This is a genomic window from Aquimarina sp. ERC-38, from assembly GCF_026222555.1.
In the GTDB taxonomy this organism is placed as follows: Bacteria; Bacteroidota; Bacteroidia; order Flavobacteriales; family Flavobacteriaceae; genus Aquimarina.
In genome coordinates, this window is record NZ_CP098511.1 from 2,801,780 (window position 1) to 2,814,915 (window position 13,136).

Annotated in this window: 10 protein-coding genes, 1 tRNA gene and 3 pseudogenes; 7 read left to right on the forward strand and 7 right to left on the reverse strand. The window is 34.4% G+C overall.

Going from position 1 to position 13,136, the window contains the following annotated elements; translation table 11 throughout:
* Positions 1–150 precede the first annotated feature (150 nt).
* The 3 genes from NBT05_RS11555 (at position 151) to NBT05_RS11565 (ending at position 1,490) form a co-directional block, all read left to right on the forward strand.
* Positions 151–224: transfer RNA gene (locus NBT05_RS11555), tRNA-Met, on the forward strand.
* Between the two features lie 155 nt (positions 225–379).
* Positions 380–631, forward strand: a complete 252-nt coding sequence (locus NBT05_RS11560; RefSeq protein ID WP_265770014.1) for a GIY-YIG nuclease family protein — start codon at positions 380–382, stop codon at positions 629–631.
* 442 nt (positions 632–1,073) lie between these two features.
* Positions 1,074–1,490 carry a hypothetical protein gene (locus tag NBT05_RS11565; protein ID WP_265770015.1) on the forward strand — a complete coding sequence of 139 codons (417 nt, stop codon included), beginning with the start codon at positions 1,074–1,076 and terminating at the stop codon, positions 1,488–1,490.
* A 5-nt stretch (positions 1,491–1,495) separates the two neighbouring features.
* On the opposite strand, the gene NBT05_RS11570 is transcribed toward NBT05_RS11565, so the two are convergent.
* Positions 1,496–2,974 (reverse strand): IS5 family transposase, encoded by a 1,479-nt coding sequence (locus NBT05_RS11570; protein ID WP_265769941.1) that lies wholly within the window; start codon positions 2,972–2,974, stop codon positions 1,496–1,498.
* Between the two features lie 418 nt (positions 2,975–3,392).
* On the opposite strand from NBT05_RS11570, the pseudogene NBT05_RS18460 reads away from it, so the two are divergent.
* Positions 3,393–3,851 (forward strand): annotated as a pseudogene (locus NBT05_RS18460) (transposase).
* A 149-nt stretch (positions 3,852–4,000) separates the two neighbouring features.
* Here NBT05_RS18460 and NBT05_RS11580 read toward each other — a convergent pair.
* Together NBT05_RS11580 and NBT05_RS11585 are read right to left on the reverse strand one after the other, a co-directional pair.
* A complete protein-coding gene (locus NBT05_RS11580; RefSeq protein ID WP_265770016.1) occupies positions 4,001–5,356 on the reverse strand; it encodes a S41 family peptidase in 1,356 nt (451 codons plus the stop codon).
* A gap of 65 nt (positions 5,357–5,421) precedes the next feature.
* On the reverse strand, positions 5,422–6,207 hold the full coding sequence (locus NBT05_RS11585) for a helix-turn-helix domain-containing protein (RefSeq protein ID WP_265770017.1): 786 nt from the start codon (positions 6,205–6,207) through the stop codon (positions 5,422–5,424).
* 290 nt (positions 6,208–6,497) lie between these two features.
* Here NBT05_RS11585 and NBT05_RS11590 point away from each other — a divergent pair, with 290 nt between their 5' ends.
* Together NBT05_RS11590 and NBT05_RS11595 are read left to right on the forward strand one after the other, a co-directional pair.
* Positions 6,498–7,418 (forward strand): transposase, encoded by a 921-nt coding sequence (locus NBT05_RS11590; protein ID WP_265770018.1) that lies wholly within the window; start codon positions 6,498–6,500, stop codon positions 7,416–7,418.
* 18 nt (positions 7,419–7,436) lie between these two features.
* Positions 7,437–8,042 (forward strand): annotated as a pseudogene (locus tag NBT05_RS11595) (transposase); the annotation flags it as partial.
* Between the two features lie 116 nt (positions 8,043–8,158).
* Here NBT05_RS11595 and NBT05_RS11600 read toward each other — a convergent pair.
* Positions 8,159–8,698, reverse strand: a complete 540-nt coding sequence (locus NBT05_RS11600) for a hypothetical protein (protein WP_265770019.1) — start codon at positions 8,696–8,698, stop codon at positions 8,159–8,161.
* A 293-nt stretch (positions 8,699–8,991) separates the two neighbouring features.
* Between NBT05_RS11600 and NBT05_RS11605 the strand changes: the two genes are divergently transcribed.
* Complete coding sequence (locus NBT05_RS11605; protein WP_265770020.1) at positions 8,992–10,515, forward strand: IS1182 family transposase; 1,524 nt, start codon at positions 8,992–8,994, stop codon at positions 10,513–10,515.
* A 152-nt stretch (positions 10,516–10,667) separates the two neighbouring features.
* On the opposite strand, the gene NBT05_RS11610 is transcribed toward NBT05_RS11605, so the two are convergent.
* The 3 genes and pseudogenes from NBT05_RS11610 to NBT05_RS11620 form a co-directional block, all read right to left on the reverse strand.
* On the reverse strand, positions 10,668–11,855 hold the full coding sequence (locus tag NBT05_RS11610) for a hypothetical protein (RefSeq protein WP_265770021.1): 1,188 nt from the start codon (positions 11,853–11,855) through the stop codon (positions 10,668–10,670).
* A gap of 116 nt (positions 11,856–11,971) precedes the next feature.
* Positions 11,972–12,556 (reverse strand): annotated as a pseudogene (locus tag NBT05_RS11615) (tyrosine-type recombinase/integrase).
* Between the two features lie 2 nt (positions 12,557–12,558).
* A complete protein-coding gene (locus tag NBT05_RS11620; protein ID WP_265770022.1) occupies positions 12,559–12,882 on the reverse strand; it encodes a phage integrase N-terminal SAM-like domain-containing protein in 324 nt (107 codons plus the stop codon).
* Between the last annotated feature and the right edge of the window lie 254 nt (positions 12,883–13,136).

Sequence of the window (13,136 nt, forward strand, 5' to 3'; positions counted from 1 at the left end):
ATTAGCATACTATAAAAGAAATTAAAAAAATTAATTGTACTTTATTGTTTGTCTCGATGTTATTTGTTTTTATATTTGCACCCGCCCGGGTAAAACTAACAGATTTGAAAAAATTTCAATTGGTTTTATTGGGTATACAAAACAAAATTTGGCGAGGTAGCTCAGCTGGTTAGAGCGTCGGATTCATAACCCGGAGGTCGGGGGATCGTGCCCCCCTCTCGCTACGGATAATCCTTTCAAAATTACTGGAAGGATTTTTTGTTTAAAAATTGATAATTTTGGAGGATTCATATCCGCCATGGGCGGACGGTGGGATCGTGCCCCCCTCTCGCTACGGATAATCCTTTCAAAATTACTGGAAGGATTTTTTGATTGAGCTATGGAAGAATTTGTAGTTTATGTTTTATATTCTGAAAAATATAGAAAACACTATACTGGATTCACTACCAGTTTGATAGAACGATTCAAATCTCATAATAAACTAACAACTAAAGGATGGACTATTCGCTATAGACCTTGGAAAGTAGTATATATAGAATTTTGTAATTCAAAACAGGAAGCACTATCTAGAGAAAAATTTTTAAAAAGTGATTCGGGTCGAAGGTGGTTAAAGGATAAATTGATATACTAAATGGAGGATTATATCCGCCACGGGCGGACGGGGGATCGTGCCCCCCTCTCGCTACGAAAACAACCTTTTGATTGTCAAGAGGTTGTTTTGTATTTATTAGCCTGATTACTACATATTTTCAAAATTAGAGTACTGCTTTGGAGTACAGTTTAGCTACGTTTTTATTTTGTTTAGTTGTGAATCAGTTCTCTATATTAGTATACTAGCCCTCGTTTGAATTATTAAAATAGATTCATTTGATTTCCGATTTTTATCTATGATTATTTTGAATAACTATTTGTTGATTCTAGAATAACCAACAGTTCTGATTAAGGGAAACTTACAATAGTCGCTACTTGTCCAGCTGTGGGAAGGATAGCGCATTTTTCTCCACTAAATATTTCATATCTTGCTACGCAAAAACACGCCGTAGTTGCCTGCGCATTACCACACATTGCTGAAAATGACCAAAAAACAGCGAAAAAGATATTATGCTACGATTCTGATTTTAGGTTTATTTTTAATGGTTTGGCAAGTAACAATATTTCGGAATACAATAATTGACGTCTCAATCCTAATCGGAATTATTTTAGTTGTAGGAGTTATAACTTTTTTAGTTGATTTTAAGAACTACGGAAAGACTTATAAGAAAAAAGGAATTGAACTTTACCTTTATTCTGGAATGCAATATATTTTGAGTTATGGCTTTATAGCTTGCTCAATATTTATGCTGACCAATTTTTATATGGCGGATTCAGAACATATAAAAGAGACTTATGAAATAGTGAGGCGCTCATCTATACCTGGAAGAAAATATCACCGAGATAAACGAAAACCAACTTTTGACATAAATTATGACGGAATAATTAGGGTCTGCTGAAAAACTCAGCCTTCATTGATTTTCAAGTTTATGATCGAATTGGTTTGGTTTTGAATAAAGTTTTCACTGAATAAGATTGCTTTTATCCAATAGAGTGCCACCTCAGCCAAATGGACTAAGTTGAGCACTAATATGATACTTGCAATCCAAGACTCACTGGTATTTTCAAGCCTTGCCCTTATACGGTTTAAACCATATGCTGTCTTTGCTTGACCAAACTTTCCTTCAATTGGATTACGTTCCCCAGGGCTTACTTGATTTGACAAAGCCTTTTTGGAGGGCCTTCCAAGGGGTTTGGCCCTGAGATTGATCCCTTTTTCTTTTAGGTACTTACGGTTCTCTCGGGTACAATATATTTTGTCAACCAAAACGTTCTTTGGATAATGACCAAACCGCTTTCGGTACTTCTCCACACAATCTTTCAATCTGGTACCCTCATTGTAGGCTTCCCAACTAGTATCATCCAAAAATGAAAAACCATCTACCAGTGCCATGTTTATCTTGGCACCAAACTCCACTTTTGCATTTGTTTTCCCACGCACTATGGGACGAACATGGGGTTGGTGAATGCTCACAATCCTATGGTCTACACTTTTGGTCTTAGTATCGTACATCAACTTTTGTTGCCTGTAGAGTTCCTGGATGACCAGCCAATATTTATACTCTTGCCTATCGAAAGGGATCCGGTCAAGGGTATCCAAAATACCTTCGATGGAACGTATATTCCTATGGAGATACTTTAATTGCTTCCCTATAGCAGACCGTATCTCTTTATGTGTTTTTCTTTTCTTTTGCGCTGTCTTTAGATATTCTTTCCTTGCTTTTTCCCTGTAGTTCCTCGGTTTAGTCTCTAAAGGGGAAAGTTTATAGGCAATATCCAACAATGATTCGGATTTCTCGCGCGCATCATTGAGCAAATTTAGATCCGTAGGATATGCTATATCTTGTGGACAAACTGTTGCATCAACGATCAAAGTCCCTTTGTGAGGTGGGTCTTCACCATCATCCCTTGCATCATTTGATCCTTTTTCTCTAATTTGTTCTGCTTCTCGTTTTATTTGTAAAATTCGCTGGTTAATAGCATTAATCTGTTCCAGGCCAAGACGCTTGCGGAACTCTACGAAAAGAGAAGGGTCGAACGCAGGTGCATCACTAAATGAAGAATAGCCTAAAAAATACTGCATATAGATGTTCTCAGAAATCTGGTCAACCGTCTCCCTATCATCTAAATTGCATAAATGTTTGATGATGATTGACCCTAAGACAACCCTTGGGCTTAAATCAGGACGGCCTGTCGATTTTTCCGGAAAATGTTTGCGATAAATGGAACACAGTTCATCCCAAGGAAGTAGCTTAGCCAAACGAACCCAACGGTTAGCAGGGTTCAATTCTCTCTCAAAAGGACTCTCAAAACCTTCTAAAACCAACTGGTTTTGACTTACATATTTGGGAGTAGGTGCACGCTTTTTTGAATGTTTTGTCATAATAACCTTGCACTTGATTGCCTAAATATAACTATAATGCCTTATAAAACAATAGATAAACAGTTTCTCAGCAGACCCTATTTAAAGAATTAATTTTTTATCATAAGTATTACGAAAAAATGGAATTTTACTCAAATGTGGAATTGGAAGTTAGGAAAGGATATTTCGGATTTGACATTTTAGAAAATAAAAAACTTAAGTAAATAAATACGTGTAGTAACAAAAGTGGCTGTTGCGCAACTTTTTAAAATAGTATTTTTTTATTTTTAGTTATGCAAGGCAAGAAGAATTATCAGGAGAAGTTATTCTAGCAGTTTCAATGATCAAATCGTGTTCCGGAATTCAATTTTTATCGCAGGCTTCACTCACTTTTAGATTTGAACTTTCTTTATAAGGTAGGGTGATACCCTTTAAAAAGGTGTTTCTAGATTACCGAACTAAAACAAAGAAGAAAGAATACCGCGCATCGAGCAAACTCTGTAAAGACTGCCCAATTAAAGCTACTTGCTTTAGAAAAGTAAAAGAAAAACGCATTGCTGTTACCTACTACCGTGAAGTATATGAAAGGAACAACAAAAGGGTATATAGCCATCTGGGCAAATAAATAAGAAAGATAAGGCAGTCGAGAGTAGAACCAGTATTTGGTACCCTCACCCAAAATATAGGTATGCAAAAGATAAATGTCAGGGGAATTTCCGGAGCAAATAAATGCATGCATATGGTAGCAATAGCTTATAACCTCAAGAAACTATTAAAATACACAATTAAAAAGCCAAAGAGCAGAGCTAAAACTGCTGTTTTATCCAAGTTAGAAAAATGGGTAATTATAAAGTTCAATAATTACTTTTTAAGACCTCTAAACTTAGATATGAAATAACTAAAAGTTGAAAACCACATCTCATAAAAATGCCTAAAAACAAGTAAGATTAGTAAAATTTAACCCAACTTTAGGTTGCGCAACAGCTACCATTGTTAGGTAATGTTTTTTGAATTTCAATTAATTTTAACCCTGGTACCTTACACTTACTAATCATTTGAAACTTTCAAGAGGTTCATTGGTGAGTCTAACCCTTTTAATTGAATTACTTTTCCATTTTCATTCAATATAAACTGAATTCGTTCTTTAATTTCACCCACCTTAAAAATATGATTCTCTAGCTGCGTTAATTCCATTTTTCCGCCATTTCCTGCCATCTGCCCATATAAAACATTGTCTTCTAATGTTATTTTGATATGAATAGTATTACTCTTATAACTGCCTTTATATTTTAAATATTTTTTGGAATCTACAGTTGAATTTTGCGGTTTTCTAATAAAAGAGGTCAAATGATTATAATTTGAAGGGTGTATATTTCTATTATTATGTTCCCTTGCATATGTTAAGGCAAGTTTATAAGCTTCGTTATAAGCTTGCTTACTAGTTGTTTTGATATGTGGGATAACACCAACTTTTTCAAAACTTGTTTTTGTGATAGGATTAATGGTTTCTTCACTGGATACTTGAATACTAAAGCGATCATTTATGTGATGTTGCGAAGCACCATTACCTGCACCAGCTGTAATTTCGCCTATAATTGTTCCTCTTTTTAAATGTTTTATAATATAGGCAAAAGATTCTGCTGCAGATCCTGTATTTGCATTTACTAATATATATAATTTCATATTAGGTAATTTTGGACCAGATACGTTTGGATCTGTTGAAATACCATAAATGTGGTTATGCAATGTACATCGATAATCAGAAAGATGAATAGGTATTTCGCTATCAAAAAAATAACTTATATAGTGAGCGACCATTTCTTCAAAACCTCCTCCATTGTTTCTTACATCAATAATGAGTGCATCGGTATTTTTTAAAAAAGTAAAAGCATTTGCAATTAATGGTTTAATATTTTCAAGATATTGATGTTGTGTAAAATTTTTGATTTTTAGGTAGCCAATATTCCCTTCTAGAACCTTTATTTCATTAAGGCCATAATTACTCCAAAGCCCAGCTTCGTTTACCTGAGTTGGAGCTTTATTCTCATAGATAATATTTCTTGGGTCTCGATATACTATATTCATATGTAAATCGCCATTAATTGCTCTTAAATCATTTTTAAGAGAATCTTTTAAAATACTAGGATTGGTAATTTGACTATATTCATTATTAACTTTCTTTTGACGTATTCGATTTACTATTTCTATTCCAATTTCTGGTTTTATATAATAGCGTTTAACAATGGCCGAAATGGAGTCTACAATAGTATTTAGTTCGTCAGGAGTTACTGGTTCAATATTTGGTTCTTGTGCTGATACTTTTATCGATGTAATTGAGATTACAAGTAATACAAATAATATTTTCCTTACATTGACTAATTTAAGGTTAAAATTAATTATCATAATCTTTGTTTTAGTTGATGTAAAAGTGGCTTCATTCAGGAAATAGAATGAAATTAGCTTGTTTCTTAAAATTTCCTATAATCTTTTGGTAAGAACCCAGTATACAACTTAAAATTTCTTGTAAAATGACTTTGATCTGTAAATCCACAATAAAATGTTATCTCTGAAAGTGAAAGAGAAGTGTTTTTGATAAGATCAATGGCTTTTTCGATTTTTAATTTACGTTGATATTCTCCTAAGGTACATTGAAAGTATCTTCTAAAGTTTTTAGAAATCGTTACTGGATGGGCTCCTACAAGTTTTGAAATTTCTTCCAAAGACATAACTTGATCCCATTGACTGTGCAATAATTCTTTGAGTAATACAACCCATTGTGGATTACTCAGGTATTTTTTTTGTGTTTGAAAAGCAAGGAGTTCAAGCAATACAATTTGAAAGTGTAAGTAATTTTCCGAATTTAAATGCAATAATTCTTTTTGTAATTTTAAAATCAATCCTTTAGCACTTACATTAGTTTCAATGGATTTTTTGATGTTTTGCTCCGTTAGATTATGTTTTTTTAGAAAGGAATGCTCTATTTCGATATTGAGACTTTTAGAGGTTGGCTCAGGAGATATCCAACGATGTAATTCTTCTGAATGGTAAAAAAAGATGCTGCCTTCCTTTTTACTATAGGTTGTTTGATGTCTAGTTTCGGCTTTTCCTCCTTCATATACAAAACAAATATGTAGATTTTCGTGATAATGCCAATTAGGGTTATTTTTACGAATGGTATACAAGGTATTGGTAAAAATACTCCCATCTATTTGATGTTTATGAATTATTTCTCCAGTATACTCCCCTTTGTTCATTAAGGTCATTTCAAATTATCTTTTTTAATGTTGTTTAACGTCTAGCTATGCGTAGTGTGGTATTGAAAATCACTGACTTTCAATCGAGCACTTAGCCAAAGTTTATGTTTTGTTTTTATCTTTTTCTAAAATACTAAGTTTAATACTTTGGCGGCAAACCAAATAGACAATGACCTTTCAGTTAAACCCAAACCCCGCATTATCGTATAGGTGTTGTGCTTGTTGCACAAGATAGTAAAAAGCTAACATTGGTTTAATATGTTTAGTTCTTTGATTTCTTATCTTGAAGTATGCAAGGCAAGAAAATATATCAGGAGAAGTTGTTCAATAGTTTCCAGCTTAGTGATCGTGTTGGCAAAGGTAATTTCTACCGCAGGCTCAAAGAGGCTTTGGACCTGGACTATTTATACAATCTTACTTCAAAGTTTTATGGTTCTAGCGGCCAAAAAAGTATTGATCCAGTTGTTTTCTTCAAACTCTGTTTGGTAGGTTATCTGGAGAATATCATAAGTGACCGCAAGCTTATTGATCACTGCAGTATGCGACTGGATATTCTTTATTTCTTAGGGTATGATATTGATGAAGAACTTCCTTGGCATTCGACTATCTCGAGAACACGCCAGTTATTTCCGGAGTCCATATTTGAAGAGGTTTTTACTAAAGTACTTGAATTATGTGTGGAAAAAGGTATGGTCAGTGGTCACACCCAAGCTATTGACAGCGCCCCTGTAAAAGCCAATGCCTCCATGGATAGTTTAGAGCTTAAAGTCCCAAGCCAAGATCTGGATGCCCACCTGGCAGAAGTACGCCATATCAGCAAAAGGGATAAACAAACCTTCAGAAAAGCAAAGCAGGATAAATCCAGTAAAGACCAAAGAATCATTACTGCTAATGAGAAAGAACTGCAAGGAATCACTTCCAGGAACAAAAGATGGTCAAAAGATCAGGATCAGCGCCCGGGAGCTGGAAACAAAGGAAGTCGTTATACGAGCAATAAAACTCATTACAGCCCCACAGATCCGGATGCAAGGATCAATGTTAAGCCAGGTAAGGCCAGAAAACTGAACTATTTAAGCCAACTCAGCGTAGATACAAACAACCACGTCATTACCGATATAAAAGCTTACCATGCAGACGGCAAGGATAACCAGCAACTACCTGATATTGTAAAGCGCTTACAAAGGCGGTTATGGAAGCAAGGTATGATTTAGGAAAACTGTGTAGCTGATACCGGTTATAGTAGTGGAGAGAACTATGCATTTTTGGAAAGTCAAGGTATAAAAAGTTTTATACCGCCTCACGGCACCTATAAGGGTGGTCCGGATGGTTTTCAGTATATAGAAACAGAAGATCATTATCTGTGTCCCAAAGGAAACGTAATCCCATTTACCAAAGAGTTTTTAGATCATAGAACTAAAACCAGAAAGAAGGAATACAGGGCCAGTAAAAAGATATGTGCTGGTTGTCCACTGCGCAAAGAATGCCTAAAGAGCAGTCAGGAGAAACGAATAACGGTTACTTATTACCGGGCGGAATATGAGCGTAACATAGCTAGAGTAAACAGTAAACAGGGACGCTATATGAAAGCCAAACGGCAGAGTACTGTGGAGCCGGTATTTGGGACTCTTACCCAATTTATGGGGCTTCGAAAAATAAATACCATTAGCATTGGACAGGCTAACAAAGTAATGCACTTGGCGACTATTGCTTATAACTTGAAGAAATACCTAAAATTCACCAAGAAAAACCCAATAAGTAAAGTGGGAGTCTGTTTAGCCCATAATTTTTCGATTAAAATGCTCTTTAAGACAGGAAATGTAGTTGTATTAAGGTAGTTGTAAATATATGCTTTTAGAAAATCAGGGCGTAAACTCGAAATTATTGATTATCTAGTGATTTTTTAAGGGCTTGTGCAACGGTTACTAGTGTTGTGCGTTCGTACTTTTTTCAATTAATGACTTGAACGTTGTACTAAAACTGTTTTTTTGTCAGACAGAAAAGCAACGTAATAAAATTTATCTTCGTTTTCTTTCGAAAATTCACGTTCGATTTTCAATCCGTTCATCTTGAGTTTTGCATTGTCCATTTCTTTACAACCAATAGTTAGCCCATTTTCAGTCAATCCATTTTCAGTCAAATCCGATTGTAATTTTTTATAAAATTCAGTTCCGATTTCAATTATCGAAACAGATGTATAATCTCCGTGTATGTCTGGATAACCAGCAGTTTTATATTCAAATTCAGAGTTTTTTTGTAATTCAATTCCGGTTACTTCTTTAAAATCCTCTTTATAAAATTCCGCTGAGGGATAAAAAGCATCGTAAACAAAATATCCGACTATGAAGATTGGAAGGAAAACGAGAATTCTCCATTTAGAATTAATTCCTTTTTTTCTTAAAATTCTGTAAATCCAAAAAGTGAGTAAAATAGGAATTCCAATAATTAATATTGGTACTAAAATTAGAAGTAAAAAGAAGAGAAATTCGTCCATTTATTTATTCAATGTAAAGATTGGCAGGTATGACGCACAACGGTTAGTATAAGAAACGTAGGGCAATAAATAAGCACTACATTTCGGTTTATAACTAAGCCAAATTTACATATTTTGCTTTAATTTTTCTCTAAATGCTAAATTGAAAATTTGGCGACCTCGTAAAGAAGCACAGACCTTTAAATTTAGCCTAAACCGCCCTCTGTTTTTTATACCTTGTGCTTGTTGCACAAGATAGTAAAAAGCTAACATTGGGTTAATATGTTTAGTTCTTTGATTTCTTATCTTGAAGTATGCAAGGCAAGAAGATATATCAGGAGAAGTTGTTCAATAGTTTCCAGCTTAGTGACCGTGTTGGCAAAGGTAATTTCTACCGCAGGCTTAAAGAGGCTTTGGACCTGGACTATTTATACAATCTTACTTCAAAGTTTTATGGTTCTAGCGGTCAAAAAAGTATTGATCCAGTGGTTTTCTTCAAACTCTGTTTGGTAGGTTATCTGGAGAATATCATAAGTGACCGCAAGCTTATTGAACACTGTAGTATGCGACTGGATATTCTTTATTTTTTAGGGTATGATATTGATGAAGAACTTCCTTGGCATTCGACTATCTCGAGAACACGTCAGTTATTTCCGGAGTCCATATTTGAAGAGGTCTTTACAAAAGTACTTGAGTTGTGTATGGAAAAAGGTATGGTCAGTGGTCACACCCAAGCTATTGACAGCGCCCCTGTTAAAGCCAATGCATCCATGGATAGTTTAGAGCTTAAAGTCCCAAGTCAAGATCTGGATGCCCACCTGGCAGAAGTACGCCATATCAGTAAAAGAGATAAACAAACCTTCAGAAAAGCCAAGCAGGATAAATCCAGTAAAGACCAAAGAATCATTACTGCTAATGAGAAAGAACTGCAAGGAATCACTTCCAGGAACAAAAGATGGTCAAAAGATCAGGATCAGCGCCCGGGAGCTGGAAACAAAGGAAGTCGTTATACGAGTAATAAAACTCATTACAGTCCCACAGATCCGGATGCAAGGATCAGTGTTAAGCCAGGTAAGGCCAGAAAACTGAACTATTTAAGCCAACTCAGTGTAGATACAAACAACCACGTCATTACCGATATAAAAGCTTACCATGCAGACGGCAAGGATAACCAGCAACTACCTGATATTGTAAAGCGCTTACAAAGGCGGTTATGGAAGCAAGGTATGATTTGGGAAAATTGTGTAGCTGATACCGGTTATAGTAGTGGAGAGAACTATGCATTTCTGGAAAGTCAAGGTATAAAAAGTTTTATATCGCCTCACGGCACCTATAAGGGTGGTCCGGATGGTTTTCAGTATATAGAAACAGAAGATCATTATCTGTGTCCCAAAGGAAACGTAATCCCATTTACCAAAGAGTTTTTGGATTATAGAACCAAAACAAGAAAGAAGGAATACAGGGCCAGTAAAAAGATATGTACCGGTTGTCCACTGCGCAAAGAATGCCTAAAGAGCAGTCAGGAAAAACGAATAACGGTTACTTATTACCGGGCGGAATATGAGCGTAACATAGCTAGAGTAAACAGTAAACAGGGACGCTATATGAAAGCCAAACGGCAGAGTACTGTGGAGCCGGTATTTGGGACTCTTACCCAATTTATGGGACTACGAAAAATAAATACTATTGGGATCCAGCAAGCAAACAAGATTATGCACATGGCTGCCATTGCTTATAACTTGAAGAAATACCTAAAATTCACCAAGAAAAACCCAATAAGTAAAGTGGGAGTCTGTTTAGCCCATAATTTTTCGATTAAAATGCCTTTTAAGGCATAAAATAAGCAATTTAGCGCTAGTTGTGTTAAGGTAGTTATGAATATATCCCTCTAGAAAATTAGGGCTTAAACTCAAGATTATTGATTATCCTTTGACTTTTTAGGGGCTTGTGCAACGGTTACCGATGTTGGCAACAGTATTTTTGGCAATTATCAATTTTCAGACTTCTCTCTACCTTCTTTACACTTCACTAATTTTTTTATAGCATTTTTGTTTTCGGGATTCAATGCTAAAGATTTGGCATAGTTTTTTATAGAATTGTTCCAATCTTTATTTTCGAGATAAGCCTCTCCCAAACTATCATAAAGGTCATAATCGTTTGGCATTACACTAATCCCATATTGAAAAACTTTTATTGCCGTCTCTGGATTCTTTTTTTCCTCTAACCATTCGTATCCAAGTACATTAATAGTTTCATTAAATTCCATTTTTTTTAATTCTTCCTCAGAATATGCCTCTGGATTCAATTGTTCTTGTAAAAATAAAACTGGGTTGTTGATATTATTGTATTTATTATAAAATTTACTTCCTAACGACTCTTTAGGAAATAGGTGAACCATCATAGTTTTATGATTTCCCCTTTTTAATTCTTTCTTTAGGTCTACTTCCACATATTCAGTAAAATCTCCATATAAATAAACCCTAATTTTCAAAGAGGTTAAATCATAAACTGTAGAAAACTGGGTCGAAAATAAATCAGGACTTTCTTGATTCAAACTTTTCATAACACTACTACAGTAGTCTAAAGTAGCTTTTCCTTTTGTGTTATTAAGAAATTCTTGTCCTACCTGAAACCAAGGAAGAGTAACTTCTTCAAGAGACTCTATTTGAGAATAATAAAAATTAGAAAAAGATTTTTCTGATTCTTCGCCAGTAGTTAATAGGTCGCCTTCAACAATTAGATACGTTCCTGATTTATCAACGAATACAAGCATACTACTTGAAAGGGAACTTAAATTAATTGTATCTAAATATGTTTTAACTTCCTCTACTGTGGACATAGTTTGCATAATATTCCTAATAGCCTTGCCAATAGCTAATTTTGTTTTTCCTTCTGTATTTACGACTGGTAATTCTGGTTCTGCAAAACCATCGAAAACTAAACCTGCCTCATTTATAGCTCCTTGAGCGAAATTATTTAAAAGTCCCATATACATTACTCCGAAATCTTTATCTCCAGCAACTTCAAACCAAAATTGATTATTTGGGCTCAAAAAATCTTCATTATTTCCAACAAAGGTTCTGCCGTTTTTGGTGATTTTATACATACTACAAGCACTTGCTATTACTGGATTAAGTAATAGAGTTACTACTAAAAAACTTACTAATTTATATTTCATCTGTCTATTTTATCTTAATTAAAGACTTTCTGTTTTCATTATTGTTACAGTTTTGTCATATTGTTGCCAACAACAATATGAAAGACATATATCCTTTATACTACATGTATGTTTATTTACAAATCTAATGGATTTTTAATTAGCTTAAAATTATTCACAGCTACTCGCATATATATTTCCGTTGTTTTTGTGCTATTATGCCCTAGTAACGTTTGAATATATCTTAGATCTGTTCCGTTCTCTAACAAGTGAGCAGCGAACGAATGTCTAAGCATATGTGGGGTTTTTTTTCTTAGGATACCAGACTTAACGCTAGCTCTTCTAACAATTTTTGCCACACTTTCTGCTGAGTATTTACCACCTAGCGATCCTTCAAATAAATACTTTTTAGATTCTCATTGTTTATAATAGATTCTTAGGTCTTTTAGTATAGTTTGAGATAGCAGCGAATATCGATCTTTATTATTCTTTGCATTTCTAATAAAAATCAACATTCGTTTACCGTCAATATCAGTTAACCGTAGGTTTAATAGTTCGCTTCTACGTAAACCCGATGAATACAACAAACCTATGATGCAACGATGTTTTACGTTATTAGTATGTTCAAGCATAAAGATAGTTTCTTCTTTTGATATTACTTTGGGGAGTTGTTGTTGTTTTCTCGGTCTTTCAATGCTATAAAAACGATTAGGCATACTCATTACTACCTCATAATAAACTTTATACTATTGATAGCCTGATTGATATAACTATTGGACTTTCTTTGACCAATGAGATGCTGTAAATAGCTTCGGATCTCCTCTTCTGATAAGGTAATGATACCCCTATTATAAAAGTGATTGATGAATTTTTCAAAGTGCAAGATGTAAGTTTTACAGGTATTCAAAGCACATCGTTTAAGTTCTAATATTCTAAGGTATTCCTCCGGAACATACTTGTAAGAAGTTGTTTTACTTCGGTTTCGATACCAGTTGATATCCACAGGCCTGTTATCACGTATAGGCTTTTCTTTAAAAAAGAATTCCATTGACCCATGCTACTCCTCTAAACTTCTCAAATATACTGTTTAGATTTTCTTTGTTATTTACAACATATACTATTGAAAACTCTTAAAAGCTTACAATAAATTAGGACTCTCCACCATACGCAAAGAAAAATTATTTGTTGAAGGTTTTGCTTCTAATTATTTTACATATTACTGGAAAAACAAAAAGAGACAAGTGTATCTTTTTTGTTATGAATACGGGTTTTAGGATTTAAAAGAAAACCAAGAAGAGAAAT